Raw genomic sequence first — 13933 nt, 5'->3', positions numbered from 1 at the left:
CGGGCGGGACAATCGGGGCATGCCCGAACAGCCCGAGGACCACGGCGACGACTCCGTCCAGGATCACGGCGAGGGCCCTGGCCAGGATCACGGTCAGGACCACCGCCGACCCGCCGCCCACCCCGTTCCCGATGTCGCGGTCTATCTGGCGGGCCGCTGGCGCATCGTGCGTACGGTCCGCGATCTGCGGTCCGGCACCGAGGGCCGCTTCCACGGCACGGCCCACTTCCGGCCCGATCCGGCCGGGGCCGGGCTGCTGCACCTCGAAGAGGGCGAGCTGACCTGGGACGGAGCCGTCCATCCGGCGAGCCGTACGCTCCGCCTGATCCCGCTGCCGGACGGCACCGCCGAGATCCGCTTCGCCGACGGCCGCCCCTTCCACGACCTCGATCTGCGCAGCGGCCGCTGGCGGGCCGTCCACCCCTGCGCCGCGGACCGCTATCAGGGCACCTTCACCGCCGTCGCGGCCGACGAGTGGCAGCTGGAATGGCGGGTCGGCGGGCCCGCCAAGGACCAGCTGCTGCGATCCGTCTACCGGCGCGCGGACTCCGGATGAGGCTCCTTACGGCGTGACCGCTCACGCCCTGACCGCTCACGCCGTGACCGCCCGCTCACGTCGCGACCGCCCGCACCGCGAACAGCAGCGGCACGATCGGCTCCGCCTCGGGCAGCCGCCACCAGCCGTTGTCGCCGGGCACCATCGCCGCGAACCGCTTCCAGGGCAGCAGCTCCGTCTCCCGTACCCGCTCGATCCGCAGCCCGGCGGCGGCCACCGCGGAGAGCACCTCGCCCAGGCCGTGCCGCCACTCGAAACTGGTCGTCGCGCCCCGTACCGGCGGCCCGTCGGTGTACGTATGCGGCGTATCGCTGCGGATCGGACCGCGGCCCGCCAGATAGTCGTGCCGCAGCAGCAGCTCCTCGCCGTCCGGGCCGGGCGTCGGCCCCAGCGCATGGAGCAGCGGATGGAACTCCACGAGATACAGCACCCCGCCCGGCCGCAGCAGTGCGGCGACCGTCTCGGCCCAGGGCGCCAGATCCGGCAGGTAGCACAGCGCGCCCTTGCCCGTATAGACGACATCGAAACGGCGCCCGCCCAGGGCGCCCACCGCATCATGGACATCCGCCTCGACGAATTCCACCGTCCGGCCCGCCTCCCGCGCCAGCCGCCGGGCCTCCGCGACCGACACCGGCGAAAAGTCCAGGCCCACCGTGTGCGCCGCGCCCCGCTCCGCGAAGGCGGCCGTCTCGGTGCCCAGATGGCACTGCAAATGCAGAACGTCCCGGCCCGCCAGATCGCCGAGATCGGCCCACTCGAACGGCGCGAACCAGTCCTCCGCGGTCCGCGAACCGTCCAGACCGTAGAACCGGCTGGCCACATGCACGGGCGTCCGCGCATCCCAGTTCGCCCGATTGGCCCGCACCATCTCCGCCACGCTCGGCGCCGTCCCGCTCTGCTCAGTGGTCATCCACCCCACCTACCCACCCGCCCGCCAAGCGCGAACACCGCGTCCGATTTCCGCCAGCGCCGCCCCGGCGGCTGCCGCACAGTGGAGGGGTGATGAGCGAAGGCAGCAAATACGAGGCGGTGTGCAGCCGCGATGCGCGGTTCGACGGCGACTTCTTCTTCGCCGTCACCACGACCGGGATCTACTGCCGTCCCAGCTGCCCGGCCACCACCCCCAAACCGCAGAACGTCCGCTTCTTCCCCACCGCGGCCGCCGCCCAGGGCTCCGGCTTCCGGGCCTGCCGCCGCTGCCGCCCCGACGCCGTGCCCGGCTCCGCCGCCTGGAACGTCCGCGCCGATATGGTCGGCCGCGCCATGCGGCTGATCGGCGACGGCGTCGTCGACCGCGAGGGCGTCGCCGGACTCGCCCGCCGCCTGGGCTACAGCGCCCGCCAGCTCCAGCGCCAGCTCAACGCCGAACTCGGCGCCGGCCCGGTGGCCCTCGCCCGCGCCCAGCGCTCCCACACCGCGCGGATACTGCTCCAGACCACCCCGCTGCCCATCGCCGAGATCGCCTTCGCCGCCGGATTCGCCAGCGTGCGGCAGTTCAACGACACCATTCGCGAGATCTACGCCCTGACGCCCACCCAGCTGCGCGCCGCCCGCCCCGGAAAGGCCACCCGGTTCGGCCCGGTGGCCCAGCCCGCCGGCGCCGGCGGCATACCGCTGCGCCTCGCCTTCCGCGGGCCGTACGCCGCCGCCGAGGTCTTCGACTACCTCCAGCGGCGCGCCCTGACCGGCGTCGAGGAAATCCTCGGTGAGCGCGGCGCCCGCACCTACCGCCGCACCCTGCGCCTGCCCGGCGGCTCCGGCATCGCCGAGGTCGACGAACGGCCCGGCGGCCGCGCGGACGGCAGCGGCGGCGGCTGGCTGGAATGCCGGCTGCACCTGAGCGAACTGCGCGATCTGACCACCGCCACCCAGCGCATGCGCCGCCTGCTCGACCTGGACGCCGATCCGTACGCGGTCGCCGACCACCTCGGCCAGGACCCGCTGCTCGCCATGCTCGTCGCCCGGCGCCGCGGACTGCGCTCCCCGGGCACCTGCGACGGCCACGAGCTGGCCGTCCGGGCCGTACTCGGCCAGCAGGTGTCGGTGCCCGCCGGCCGCAAGCTCGGCAGCGCCGCCGTCGCCGCCCACGGCGCACCGCTCGCCGAGCCGAGCGGCGGCCTGACCCACCTCTTCCCCGCCGTCGAGGACCTCGCCGGGGCCTCCCTGTCGGCGCTCGGCATGCCCGACTCCCGCCGCACCACCCTGCGCGCCCTCGCCGCCGCGCTCGCCGACGGCACCGTTCCGCTGGACGCCGGAGCCGACCGCGACCAGGCCGAGAAGGAGCTGCTCAACCTGCGGGGCATCGGCCCCTGGACGGCCGGCTACATCCGGATGCGCGCCCTCGGCGACCCGGACGTCCTGCTGGAGGGAGACGTCGCGGTCCTCGCCGGGATGCGCAACTCCGGTGCCACCATGGCCGATTCGGACGCCTGGCGGCCCTGGCGCTCCTACGCCATGCACTACTTCTGGAACGCCAAGGCCCAGCGCCCGGCCCCCGCCGCGGTAGCGCCCTGAGCGGAAATGCGACGTCCGAATACCGCCAGCAACGGCCACGGCGACGGCGCACCATGGGACATATCAACGACACAGAGGCTTACGGCAGACCCGCCGCGGCACACCCGCCTCAACGGCACAACGGAAGGAACGGACCGATGACGGTCTACACCACCCTCGACAGCCCGCTGGGCGAACTGCTCCTGGTCGGCGAGAAGTCGGCCACCGCCCCCGGCGGCACCGCGCTCGCCTCGCTCTCCCTCCCCGGCCAGAAGGGCGGCGCCACCGTCCAGGACGACTGGAGGCGGGACGCGGACGCGTTCACGGAGATCGCCGCCCAGCTCGGCGCGTACTTCGCCGGTGAGCGCACCGGCTTCGACATCGAATACGTCACCAGCGGCTCCGACTTCCAGCAGCGGGTATGGACCGCGCTGGACGACATCCCGTACGGCAAGACCTTCAGCTACGGCGAGATCGCCGCGCAGATCGGCGCCTCGCGGGCCGCGGTGCGCGCGGTCGGCACGGCCATCGGGCGCAACCCGCTGCTCGTCGTCCGCCCCTGCCACCGCGTGATCGGCGCCAACGGCTCCCTGACCGGCTACGCCGGCGGCCTCGAACGCAAGGAGCAGCTCCTCGCGCTCGAAGGCATCACCCCCGCGGCCTGACCGCACCCCTACCGGAGACCTCCCGTGACCCTCACCCCCGCGCGCCGGATCGACACCGCGGACTGGACCGTCCTGGCCCAGGAACTGGACAGCTACGGCGGCGCGCTCACCCCGCAGCTCCTCACCCCCGCCCAGTGCGCCGACATCGCCGCGCTGTACGAGAAGGAGGAGCTGTTCCGTACCACCATCGACATGGCCCGTTACCGCTTCGGCTCCGGCCAGTACCGTTACTTCCACCACGACCTGCCCGAGCCGGTCGCCGCCCTGCGCGCGGCCTTCTACCCCCATCTGCTCACCATCGCCCGCGCCTGGGCAGCCCGCCTGGGCCGCCCCGCGCCCTGGCCGGACACCCTGGAGGAATGGCTGGAACGGTGCCATGCAGCGGGCCAGGACCGCTCCGCGCAGATCCTCCTGCGCTACGAGGCGGGCGACTGGAACGCCCTGCACCGCGATGTGTTCGGCGAGATGCTCTTCCCCCTCCAGGTCGTCATCGGCCTGGACGACCACGGCACCGACTACACCGGCGGCGAGTTCCTGCTCGTCGAACAGCGCCCCCGGGCGCAGTCCCGCGGCACCACACAGGTGCTCCGGCAGGGCCACGGCCTGATCTTCACCACCCGCGACCGCCCGGTGGCCACCAAACGCGGCTGGTCGGCAGGCGCCATGCGGCACGGCGTGAGCACCGTCCGCTCCGGCCGGCGCCGCGCGCTCGGCCTGGTCTTCCACGACGCCGCCTGATGGACACCCACCACGCGGGCACGGACCCCGCCTCCCCGCTCATCGGCCCCGAGGACCTGGCCGCCTCCCTCGGCCCGGACGGCGCCCCGCCGCAGGCCGCCCCGCACACGGACGCCGAACTCGCCGCGCTCATCGGCCTGTTGACGCGTCCCAAGGCCCGGATCGCCACCGTCACCGTGGGCCACGGCCGCGACGCCGCCTCCCGGGCCGCCGCCGCGGCGTTCACCGGCGCGTGGCAGGCCCGCGGCGGCACGGTCCTCGCCGTCGTCGACTGGCCGGAATCGGCCGCCTCCTGGCTGCGCCCGGCCCGCCGCCTGACGGCCCAGACCCCCGACGCCTGGGTCATCGCGGCGGCCCCGTCCGGCTTCGCCCAGCTCGCCCGCCGCCTGCGGCACAGCACCGACTGGGACCCGGCCCGCACCGTCGCCTTCGCAGCCCTCCAGGACTCCCGCCTCCCCGCCCTGACCGGCCCCGACATCCTCCACGGCCTGCGGGGCGCGACCGGCGAGGGCGGCACCTGGCAGATCGCCGGACACTGGGTCACGACCTTCCCGCCGACGTCCGGCACGGCCGGTCAACAGTCCGGTCAACGACCCGGTCAACGGGCCTGATTCGCACATCTGTTGCCTGCACCTGCGGCCGTCCGGTGGGTATGTTGGTCGCCGCACGGTGTGACCGTTCCGGCACGGAACGGCGCGGCGACGCCGCATGTCGCATGACGTATGCCGTACGCCGTGTGTCGTGTGGGTGCGCTCGAAGCGACCGGAAGCCCGGAAGTAAGGATCGTAGGCAATGAGCCAACAGACGCCACCGCAGTCCAGCGTCGTCGACGTCAGCATTCCGAGCGTGGCGCGGATGTACGACTACTACCTCGGTGGCAAGGACAACTACGCCGTCGACCGCGCGGCCTGCGACGAGCTGAGCAAGGTCGTCCCGAGCACCCAGGTGCTGGCGCTCAACAACCGGCGCTTTCTCCAGCGGGTGGTCCGCTGGCTGGCCCAGGAGCACGGCATCCGCCAGTTCATCGACCACGGCTCCGGTCTGCCGACGCAGGACAACGTCCACCAGGTCGCGCAGGCGGTCGACCCCGCCTCCCGGGTGGTCTACATCGACAACGACCCCATCGTCCTGGCGCACGGCCGGGCGCTGCTGGAGGAGAACGCCAACACCGCCGTCATCCAGGCCGATATGCGCGATACGGACGGCATCTTCGGCAGCCCGGAGGTCAAGCGTCTGATCGACCTCGATCAGCCGGTCGCCGCGCTGTTCGTCTCCGTACTGCACTGCATCCCGGACTCCGACGACCCGGGCGGTCTGGTCGCACGGGTCGCCGAACGACTGGTGCCCGGCAGTTTTCTGGTGGTGTGTCAGCTGGTCAGCGAGGACTTTGCGACCCGCGAATTCGTCACGAACTTCATGGCGGAGTCCACCCACGGCCAGTGGGGCAGGGTGCGGCAGGCGCATGAGCTGGCGGCGTTCCTGGAGGGGCTGGAGATCCAGGAGCCGGGGCTGGTGGAGGTCTCCACCTGGAAGCCGGACGCGGAGCTTGGACCCCGCCAACTGACCAAGGAATGGATCGAGTTCGGCGGAGTGGCCCGCAAGGCGTAGCCGGGCGGCCGGGCCAGGGGCATCGGCTGATCCGGCGTCAGTCCTCCTGCCGGATCAGCCGATCCATCAGGGCCAGGGAGTCGCGCGGTGACGAGGACTGGGCGCTGAGCCGGTCCATCACGGCGAGGTAGTGGTCGACATCATCGCGCTTGTCCAGATAGAGCGCACTGGTCAGCTGCTCCAGATAGACGATGTCCGGCAGATCCGGCTCCAGGAAGCGCAGGATCGTGATCGGCCCGCCCGCCGCCGCGAGCCCGCCCAGGCTGAACGGGGCGACCTGGAGGGTGATGTTGGGCAGTTCCGCCATCGACCGCAGATGTCTGAGCTGATCCGCCATCACCTCCGGGCCGCCCAGCGGACGGCGCAGCGACGCCTCGTCCATCACCGCCCACAGGCGCGGCGCATCCGGCGCGGTCAGCAGCTTCTGCCGCTGCACCCGCAGCGCGACCCGTCGCTCGATCTCCTGCGCCGTGGCCTGCGGATGGCCGAGCGTGGTCACCGCCCGCGCATAGCCCTCCGTCTGGAGCAGGCCCGGTACGAACTGGACCTCGTAGGTACGGATGACGGACGCGGCCTCTTCGAGGCCGAGGTGGGTTTCGAACCAGTTGGGGAGCACATCGCCGTACTGGTGCCACCAGCCGGGTGTGCTGGTCCGCTTGGCCAGGGTGAGGAAGTCGGAGCGGTCCGCCTCGTCCGTGACGCCGTAGAGCGTCAGCAGATCCGCGACGTCCCGCTCCTTGCAGCCCACCCGGCCGAGCTCCAGACGGCTGATCTTGGCATGCGAACCACGGATGGCATCCCCGGCGGCCTCCCGGGAAATGCCGGCCGCCTCCCGCATCCGGCGCAGCTGTGTGCCCAGGACGATCCGCAGCACGGTCGGGCCGCCCCGCGAATGCTCCAGATAGCGGCGCAGAGACGGTTGGCTGCTCGGCTGCGCGGCGCACATGCTGACTCCCCAGAGTGGACGGGCGTACGCCCAAGTGTCCCATCGGCCGATGTGGCCGTACAGTCATGGCGACTATCCGGCCGACATATGCCGTCAGTTGATGCGGTCGTGGGTCAGCAGCGGCCGATCAGATCGTCGAAGTCGCCGTCCTTGGCGCCCTGGACGAAGGCCGCCATCTCGTCGTGGGTGTAGATCAGGGCCGGGCCCGACGCGAACCGCGAATTGCGCACCGCGACCCCGCCGTCCGAAAGAACGGCCAGTTCAACGCAGTTGCCGCTCGGATTGCTGCGGCGGCTCTTGCGCCAGACGGCGCCCTCGATGGCGGTCGCCTGCATACCGTTGGTGACTGACTCCATCACAGTTGCTCCCTTGCTGGAGGCGGTGCCTCCTACCGTTCAAAGCTCACGATCATGTTGGCGTGAACGAGCTCCTGAGCGACCGTCCTTACCGATGTAATTGCAGATGCACTTGCAGCGGGGGGCGGCCGACGAGGATATTAGCTCCCCAAGAGGACTTCCGCCCAGCCCCGAAAAGCCCTTCACGGAGATCGTGATGACCACACATCCGGCCGAGACCGTGCACCACGTCCTTCGGGAGGAGGCGGGTGACAAAACCTGGTGGATGCCTGGCCCCAACGGGTTCGCCGCCTGCGCCCTGAGCCCCTCTGCGCGTGCCGTCGGCGAGGCCCGGCACTTCACCCGGCGCACCCTCCAGGGCTGGCGGATGTGTCCCGGCGTCGCCGACGACGCCACCACCGTCGTCTCCGAACTCGTCACCAACGCCCTGCGTCACGGCGCCGCGAGCGCCCGCCTCGGCGGTGACGATGGTTTCGTGGCCCTCGACCTGCTGTGCGGTGCCTGGCTGGCGCTGACCCGGCAGGACGGCAGCGTGCTGTGTGCGGTCTCCGACTCGGGAACGAGCGCGCCGGAGATCCGTCCGCACGACGCACTCGCCGAATCGGGCCGCGGACTGCATATCGTCGAGCTGCTCAGCGACACCTGGGGCTGGACCCCGCCGGACCGGCTGGGCAAGACCGTCTGGGCGACGGTGCCCAAGCGCGGCTGACGGTCCGGCCGTTCGCCCGTCAGGCGACCCCGTCACGGAGTGGAGAGTGGTGGGCCGGGGCCGAGGCGTCGGCGAAGGGCCCGGCGCCGTGGGCATGCAGCCGGATGGCGATCTCGTGCCCCGAGGGGTCCTCCTCCGCCGACGGGCCGAAGTCCCGGCCTACGGCCGAGAGTTGGCGCGCGACCCCGTACTGACAGGACTTGGCCAGCCGGTCCCCCTCGACGGCCGACAGTGTCACCCCGCGGCGCAGCTGGACATGGATGACCGGCCGCGCCTCCAGATCGCCGCCCGCAGCCGGTGCCAGGCAGAACCCGTCGATCAGCCCGGCCAGCGGATTGCCCTCGGAGAGTCCGTATGCGACGTCCTGCGGAGTGATGGTGGCCCCCTGTGCACGATGGTGGGATCGGGGCATCGCGAGGCGGCGTCTGTGTAGGCGGCCTGCGCCCCCGGGCCCGATCGGTGCGACGTGTCACCGACATCTTCGGGGCCGGGCCCGGGAGGCGCATGAGTGCAGCTACTCAGATGTGCGGCTGAGCAGCCCCAACCACCTTGCGTATCAGGGGACTTGAGGAGCGTCCGGAAGGCCGAAGGCGTCCAGCAGGCGCTCGGCCGCAAGCGTCGCGGTGAGGGTGCCCTCGCGGACCTCCCGCTCGACTTCGGGCCCGAGGCGGCGCACGTCCGGATGCTCCTGAAGGCGGTCCATCAGCCGCTCGCGGACCATCGACCACGTCCAGTCGACCTGCTGGGCCCGGCGCCGCTCGGCCAGGGCGCCGGTGGAGTCCAGCAGGGCGCGGTGCTGCTCGATCCGCTCCCACACCGCCTTCAGCCCGGTGCCCTCCCGGGCGCTGCACGTCAGGACCGGCGGCGTCCACACCGCGTCGGCGGTGGGGGTCCCCCCTGCTCGAGCGTCGTCGAGAGCTTGGGGGCGCAACAGCCGTAGCGCACCCGCCAGTTCGCGGGCCGCCGAGCGCGCGTCCCGCTCGTGCGGACCGTCCGCCTTGTTGACGGACACCAGGTCCGCCAGCTCCAGGACGCCCTTCTTGATGCCCTGGAGCTGATCGCCGGTGCGGGCCAGCGTCAGCAGCAGGAAGGTGTCGACCATATTGGCCACGGTGGTCTCGGACTGGCCGACGCCGACCGTCTCCACCAGGACGACGTCATAGCCCGCCGCCTCCATCACGACGATGGACTCGCGGGTCGCCCGCGCCACCCCGCCCAGCGTGCCGGACGTGGGGGAGGGGCGCACAAACGCCGCCGGGTCCGTCGCCAGCCGCTCCATCCGGGTCTTGTCGCCCAGAATGGAGCCGCCGGTACGGGTGGAGGACGGATCCACGGCGAGCACCGCGACCCGGTGGCCCAGGCCCGTCAGCAGCGACCCCAGCGCATCGATGAAGGTCGACTTTCCGACGCCCGGCACCCCGCTGATGCCCACCCGCCGAGCCGCACCCGAGTACGGCAGCAGCGTCACCAACAGCCGCTGGGCCGCCGCCCGGTGGTCGGGACGGGTGGACTCCACCAGGGTGACGGCGCGGGCGATCCAGGCGCGCGAACCCGCCCGCACCCCCTCGGCGTACCGTTCGACATCGATCGTCGCAGGCATGACCCCCCGCTCACAGCTCGTGGCCGAGGACCCGTGCCAGGTCCTTCACCAGGTCGTGGGCGGCCTCCGGAATGACCGTGCCGGGCAGGAAGACCGCGGCCGCCCCCATGTCGCGCAGCGGCTGGACGTCCTGCGGCGGGATCACCCCGCCCACCACGATCGTGATGTCCTCCCGGTCCTCGGCGGCCAGCGCCTCCTTCAGCGCGGGCACCAGGGTGAGGTGCCCGGCCGCCAGCGACGACACCCCGACGATATGGACGTCCGCCTCGACCGCCTGGCGGGCGACCTCGTCCGGCGTCTGGAACAGCGGGCCGACATCGACGTCGAAGCCCAGGTCGGCAAAGCCCGTGGCGATCACCTTCTGGCCGCGGTCATGGCCGTCCTGGCCCATCTTGGCCACCAGGATGCGCGGCCGGCGGCCCTCCGCCTGCTCGAACGCGGCCACCAGGCCGCGGGTGCGCTCGACCCCGGAGGAGGGGCCCGCTTCGTCTCGGTACACACCGGAGATGGTACGGATCTGACCCGAGTGGCGTCCGTAGACGGCCTCCAGGGCGTCCGAGATCTCGCCGACGGTCGCCATCGCACGGGCCGCGTCCACGGCCAGGGCGAGCAGGTTCCCCTCAAGTCCCTTGCCCGGCCCGGACCGTGCCGCCGCGGTCAGCGCCCGCAGCGCGTCCTGACAGGCCGCCTCGTCGCGCTCGGCCCGCAGCCGCTTGAGCTTCTCGATCTGCTGCGCGCGCACCGCGGAGTTGTCGACCTTGAGGACCTCGATCTCCTCGTCGGACTCCGCCCGGTACTTGTTGACGCCGATCAGCGCCTGCCGCCCGGAGTCGATCCGCGCCTGGGTACGGGCCGCGGCCTCCTCCACCCGCAGCTTCGGAATGCCCGCGTCGATCGCCTTGGCCATCCCGCCGGCCGCCTCGACCTCCTCGATGTGCTGCCAGGCCCGCCGCGCCAGATCGTGGGTGAGCCTCTCGACGTACGCGCTGCCGCCCCACGGGTCGATCACCCGGCAGGTGCCCGACTCCTGCTGGAGGAAGAGCTGGGTGTTCCGGGCGATCCGCGCCGAGAAGTCGGTGGGCAGGGCGAGCGCCTCGTCGAGGGCGTTGGTGTGCAGCGACTGGGTGTGGCCCTGGGTCGCCGCCATCGCCTCCACACACGTCCGGGTGACGTTGTTGAAGACGTCCTGCGCGGTCAGCGACCAGCCCGAGGTCTGCGAATGGGTGCGCAGCGACAGCGACTTGGGGTTCTTCGGCTCGAACTTCTGGACCAGGCGCGCCCACAGCAGCCGGGCCGCGCGCAGCTTGGCGATCTCCATGAAGAAGTTCATGCCGATCGCCCAGAAGAAGGACAGCCGCGGGGCGAAGGCGTCCACGTCCATCCCGGCCGCCAGGCCCGCACGCAGGTACTCCACGCCGTCGGCGAGGGTGTAGGCCAGCTCCAGGTCGGCCGTCGCGCCCGCCTCCTGGATGTGGTACCCGGAGATCGAGATGGAGTTGTAGCGCGGCATCTTCTGCGAGGTGTACGCGAAGATGTCGGAGATGATCCGCATCGAGGGCTGCGGCGGATAGATGTAGGTGTTGCGGACCATGAACTCCTTGAGGATGTCGTTCTGAATGGTCCCGGCCAGCTTCTCGGGCGGTACGCCCTGTTCCTCCGCGGCCACGATGTAGAGGGCGAGAACGGGCAGCACCGCGCCGTTCATCGTCATCGACACCGTCATCTTGTCCAGCGGGATGCCCGCGAAGAGCTGCCGCATGTCATAGATCGAGTCGATGGCCACGCCCGCCATGCCGACATCGCCGGTGACGCGCGGATGATCGCTGTCGTAGCCGCGGTGCGTGGGCAGATCGAAGGCGACCGACAGGCCCTTCTGGCCGGCCGCGAGGTTGCGGCGGTAGAAGGCGTTGGACTCCTCGGCCGTGGAGAAACCGGCGTACTGCCGGATCGTCCAGGGCTGGTTGACGTACATGGTGGGGTAGGGGCCGCGCAGATACGGCGTGATGCCCGGGTACGTCCCCAGGAAGTCCAGGCCGTCGAGGTCCGCCTCGGTGTACAGCGGCTTGACCTCGATGCCCTCGGGCGTCTCCCAGGTCAGATCCGCCACACCCTTGCCGGTGGCCTGCGCCACGGCCTCGGCCCACCGGCCGGCGTCGGACGTGCCGTGCGGCCCGCCCAGCTCGACGGTGCTGAAGTCCGGGATGGCGCCGCCCACGCGCTGTGCCGACTCTCCCATCACGCCACCTCCGTGACATCCAGGGCCGAGGACAGCGTCTCGACCGCATCGCAGCCCGCGAAGACGAAGGTGTCCACACCGGCCTCTACGAATTCCTCCCGGCGCTTGCCCGCCAGGTGCACCCGCCGCGCCCCCGCCGACTTCAGCGCGGCCACCACGCCCGCCGCCTGCTCGCCGTAGACCGCATCGCTCGCACACAGGCAGGCGATCTGCGCGCCGCTGCGGGCGAACGCCTCGCCCACCGTCTCGGCGTCCACCGCTTCCTGGACGGTCTCGATACCGCCCGCCTGGAAGAGATTGGCGGCGAAGGTCACCCGCGCGGTGTGCGCCGCCACCGGACCGAGGGCGGCCAAAAAGACCTTGGGGCGCTCCCCGGTGGCCGCCAGATGCGCATCGGACCGGGACCGCAGCCGCTCGTAGGCATCGTCGCGCCGCACCCGCGGCAGCCCCCCGCCCACCGGCGCCGGGGCCGGTTCGCGGTGGACGGGCTGTTCGGCCAGATGCGGGAACTCGCTGACACCGGTGACCGGTTCGCGGCGGTGCGCCAGCTCCCGGGTGCGCCGCTCCCATGTCTGCGCCAGCCGCCCGGCGAGCATCCCCGAGCGCAGCGCCGCGGCCTGGCCGCCCGCGCCCTCGATCTCCTGGAAGAACGCCCAGGCGGCCGCGGCCAGTTCGTCGGTGAGCCGCTCCACGTACCAGGAACCGCCCGCCGGGTCGATCACCCGGGACAGATGCGACTCCTCCAGCAGCACGGACTGGGTGTTACGGGCGATCCGGCGGGCGAACGCATCGGGCAGGCCCAGCGCCGCGTCGAACGGCAGCACCGTCACCGCGTCCGCGCCGCCCACGCCCGCCGACAGCCCGGCGACCGTGGTGCGCAGCATGTTCACCCAGGGGTCCCGACGGGTCATCATCACCGTGGAGGTGACCGCGTGCTGGCGCTGCGCGGACGCCTCTGGAGAGGCGCCGCACACCTCGGCGACGCGGGCCCACAGCCGGCGGGCCGCGCGGAGTTTGGCGATGGTCAGGAACTGGTCCGCGGTGGCCGCATAGCGGAACTCCAGCTGCCGGCAGGCGTCATCGACGCCGAGGCCGGCGCCGGTCAGCGCCCGCAGATAGGCCACGCCGGTGGCCAGCGAGGCGCCCAGCTCCTCGGCGGTGGAGCCGCCTGCCTCGTGGTACGGCAGTGCGTCCACGGCCAGCGCCCGCAGCCGGGGGGAGTCTTTGCTGCACCGCTGTGCGAGGCGGGCGGCCGAGGCCAACTGCTCGTCCAGCGCGCCGTCGTCGCCCGTACGGGCCAGCAGGCCGAGCGGATCGGCGCCCAGGTTGCCCGATGCCTCGGACAGCGCCACGCCGGAGGCCCTACAGAGCTTCAGGAGCTCCTCGGCGGCCTCGCCGAAGGCGGCGCCGGGGTCCAGGGCCACGGCGGCCAGGTCCAGATAGACACCCTGGAGTGCCTGCGGCAGCGCCGCCACCGGGACGCCGCCGTCGCCGACGGTCAGCCACAGCGAGGTGACGCCGTTCTCCAGGTCGGCGAGGACGGCCTCGTTGGCGCGCCGGGGATCGGTGTCGGCGTGCCGCTGGCGTACGTCCCATCCGGACACGGCGGTGCCCTCGGGGCGGCCGGCGCGTACGAAGGGCGGGAAGCCGGGGTGGCCGGCGGCGGACTGGGCGTCCTCGGCGGTGTAGAGCGGGCGGATGCGGATCCCGTCCTGGAGATCCGTGGCGAGCGCGTCCTCGGCGGCGGCACCGGCGGCTTGCGTGACGCCCGATTTGTGCAGCACGCCTTCGACGAGGCGCTGCCACTGGGCTCGGTCCGCGTCCGGGAATGCGGAGGCCAGGGGGAGTTCGGGGGACTCGGCGGTCATGTGCAGCAGGCTAGGCGAACGACCGTTAGCTGGAGCAGGGGCTCCGGCTGTGACCTTGCCCTCTTTGGCCTGGCGTTTGTCCGTATTCGGGCCGACATCGAGGCGGTTCAGTACGGTGGGCGCGGCACCCTCCCCCGAGCTCTTGAGGAGCAGGGCCC

At 72.1% G+C, this 13933-nt stretch carries 14 protein-coding genes; 7 read left to right on the top strand and 7 right to left on the bottom strand.

The window, feature by feature from the left end:
- Nucleotides 1-19: 19 nt before the first annotated feature.
- Nucleotides 20-556: a DUF6314 family protein gene (locus SNA_RS25550; RefSeq protein WP_338059818.1), complete on the top strand. Its 537-nt coding sequence runs from the start codon at nucleotides 20-22 to the stop codon at nucleotides 554-556.
- A 55-nt stretch (nucleotides 557-611) separates the two neighbouring features.
- Here SNA_RS25550 and SNA_RS25545 read toward each other — a convergent pair whose 3' ends face one another.
- Nucleotides 612-1466 carry a class I SAM-dependent methyltransferase gene (locus SNA_RS25545; protein WP_030071230.1) on the bottom strand — a complete coding sequence of 285 codons (855 nt, stop codon included), beginning with the start codon at nucleotides 1464-1466 and terminating at the stop codon, nucleotides 612-614.
- A 92-nt stretch (nucleotides 1467-1558) separates the two neighbouring features.
- Between SNA_RS25545 and SNA_RS25540 the strand changes: the two genes are divergently transcribed.
- The 5 genes from SNA_RS25540 to SNA_RS25520 all read left to right on the top strand — a co-directional run bounded on the left by SNA_RS25540 (nucleotide 1559) and on the right by SNA_RS25520 (nucleotide 6060).
- Nucleotides 1559-3070, top strand: coding sequence for a DNA-3-methyladenine glycosylase 2 family protein (locus SNA_RS25540; RefSeq protein WP_044366915.1), 1512 nt, complete (start codon nucleotides 1559-1561; stop codon nucleotides 3068-3070).
- A gap of 137 nt (nucleotides 3071-3207) precedes the next feature.
- Nucleotides 3208-3714, top strand: a complete 507-nt coding sequence (locus tag SNA_RS25535; protein WP_030071224.1) for a methylated-DNA--[protein]-cysteine S-methyltransferase — start codon at nucleotides 3208-3210, stop codon at nucleotides 3712-3714.
- Between the two features lie 24 nt (nucleotides 3715-3738).
- A complete protein-coding gene (locus tag SNA_RS25530; RefSeq protein ID WP_030071223.1) occupies nucleotides 3739-4452 on the top strand; it encodes a 2OG-Fe(II) oxygenase in 714 nt (237 codons plus the stop codon).
- Complete coding sequence (locus SNA_RS25525; protein WP_044366914.1) at nucleotides 4452-5063, top strand: type 1 periplasmic-binding domain-containing protein; 612 nt, start codon at nucleotides 4452-4454, stop codon at nucleotides 5061-5063. Before SNA_RS25530 ends, SNA_RS25525 begins: the two co-directional genes overlap by 1 nt.
- A gap of 181 nt (nucleotides 5064-5244) precedes the next feature.
- Entirely contained in the window at nucleotides 5245-6060 is an 816-nt protein-coding gene (locus SNA_RS25520; protein WP_030071217.1) for an SAM-dependent methyltransferase, read from the top strand.
- Nucleotides 6061-6097: 37 nt separating this feature from the next.
- On the opposite strand, the gene SNA_RS25515 is transcribed toward SNA_RS25520, so the two are convergent.
- Together SNA_RS25515 and SNA_RS25510 are read right to left on the bottom strand one after the other, a co-directional pair.
- Complete coding sequence (locus SNA_RS25515; RefSeq protein ID WP_030071215.1) at nucleotides 6098-7006, bottom strand: helix-turn-helix domain-containing protein; 909 nt, start codon at nucleotides 7004-7006, stop codon at nucleotides 6098-6100.
- 113 nt (nucleotides 7007-7119) lie between these two features.
- A complete protein-coding gene (locus SNA_RS25510) occupies nucleotides 7120-7362 on the bottom strand; it encodes a DUF397 domain-containing protein (protein WP_030071213.1) in 243 nt (80 codons plus the stop codon).
- Nucleotides 7363-7558: 196 nt separating this feature from the next.
- On the opposite strand from SNA_RS25510, the gene SNA_RS25505 reads away from it, so the two are divergent.
- On the top strand, nucleotides 7559-8071 hold the full coding sequence (locus SNA_RS25505) for an ATP-binding protein (RefSeq protein WP_030071212.1): 513 nt from the start codon (nucleotides 7559-7561) through the stop codon (nucleotides 8069-8071).
- Nucleotides 8072-8090: 19 nt separating this feature from the next.
- Here the strand turns inward: SNA_RS25505 and SNA_RS25500 are convergent, their stop codons facing one another.
- The 4 genes from SNA_RS25500 to SNA_RS25485 all read right to left on the bottom strand — a co-directional run bounded on the left by SNA_RS25500 (nucleotide 8091) and on the right by SNA_RS25485 (nucleotide 13775).
- Nucleotides 8091-8483 (bottom strand): hypothetical protein, encoded by a 393-nt coding sequence (locus SNA_RS25500; protein WP_030071210.1) that lies wholly within the window; start codon nucleotides 8481-8483, stop codon nucleotides 8091-8093.
- Nucleotides 8484-8627: 144 nt separating this feature from the next.
- Nucleotides 8628-9671, bottom strand: a complete 1044-nt coding sequence (meaB, locus tag SNA_RS25495; protein ID WP_044366913.1) for a methylmalonyl Co-A mutase-associated GTPase MeaB — start codon at nucleotides 9669-9671, stop codon at nucleotides 8628-8630.
- A 10-nt stretch (nucleotides 9672-9681) separates the two neighbouring features.
- A complete protein-coding gene (gene scpA / locus SNA_RS25490) occupies nucleotides 9682-11907 on the bottom strand; it encodes a methylmalonyl-CoA mutase (protein ID WP_030071207.1) in 2226 nt (741 codons plus the stop codon).
- Entirely contained in the window at nucleotides 11907-13775 is a 1869-nt protein-coding gene (locus SNA_RS25485; protein WP_030071205.1) for a methylmalonyl-CoA mutase subunit beta, read from the bottom strand. Before SNA_RS25485 ends, scpA begins: the two co-directional genes overlap by 1 nt.
- Nucleotides 13776-13933: the final 158 nt, after the last annotated feature.

The organism is Streptomyces natalensis ATCC 27448 (assembly GCF_000935125.1).
Lineage (GTDB): Bacteria > Actinomycetota > Actinomycetes > Streptomycetales > Streptomycetaceae > Streptomyces > Streptomyces natalensis.
The sequence above is the reverse complement of the archived record's forward strand: the minus strand, read 5'-3'. Positions and strand labels throughout refer to the sequence as shown.

What these genes read in the sequence shown, in the direction of transcription:
- SNA_RS25525 (WP_044366914.1), top strand. Translation starts at nt 4,452, where the DNA reads ATGGACACCCACCACGCGGGCACGGACCCCGCCTCCCCGCTCATCGGC.
- meaB (WP_044366913.1), bottom strand. Translation starts at nt 9,671, where the DNA reads ATGCCTGCGACGATCGATGTCGAACGGTACGCCGAGGGGGTGCGGGCG.
- scpA (WP_030071207.1), bottom strand. Translation starts at nt 11,907, where the DNA reads ATGGGAGAGTCGGCACAGCGCGTGGGCGGCGCCATCCCGGACTTCAGC.
- SNA_RS25520 (WP_030071217.1), top strand. Translation starts at nt 5,245, where the DNA reads ATGAGCCAACAGACGCCACCGCAGTCCAGCGTCGTCGACGTCAGCATT.
- SNA_RS25510 (WP_030071213.1), bottom strand. Translation starts at nt 7,362, where the DNA reads ATGGAGTCAGTCACCAACGGTATGCAGGCGACCGCCATCGAGGGCGCC.
- SNA_RS25500 (WP_030071210.1), bottom strand. Translation starts at nt 8,483, where the DNA reads ATGCCCCGATCCCACCATCGTGCACAGGGGGCCACCATCACTCCGCAG.
- SNA_RS25515 (WP_030071215.1), bottom strand. Translation starts at nt 7,006, where the DNA reads ATGTGCGCCGCGCAGCCGAGCAGCCAACCGTCTCTGCGCCGCTATCTG.
- SNA_RS25505 (WP_030071212.1), top strand. Translation starts at nt 7,559, where the DNA reads ATGACCACACATCCGGCCGAGACCGTGCACCACGTCCTTCGGGAGGAG.
- SNA_RS25545 (WP_030071230.1), bottom strand. Translation starts at nt 1,466, where the DNA reads ATGACCACTGAGCAGAGCGGGACGGCGCCGAGCGTGGCGGAGATGGTG.
- SNA_RS25485 (WP_030071205.1), bottom strand. Translation starts at nt 13,775, where the DNA reads ATGACCGCCGAGTCCCCCGAACTCCCCCTGGCCTCCGCATTCCCGGAC.
- SNA_RS25535 (WP_030071224.1), top strand. Translation starts at nt 3,208, where the DNA reads ATGACGGTCTACACCACCCTCGACAGCCCGCTGGGCGAACTGCTCCTG.
- SNA_RS25550 (WP_338059818.1), top strand. Translation starts at nt 20, where the DNA reads ATGCCCGAACAGCCCGAGGACCACGGCGACGACTCCGTCCAGGATCAC.
- SNA_RS25540 (WP_044366915.1), top strand. Translation starts at nt 1,559, where the DNA reads ATGAGCGAAGGCAGCAAATACGAGGCGGTGTGCAGCCGCGATGCGCGG.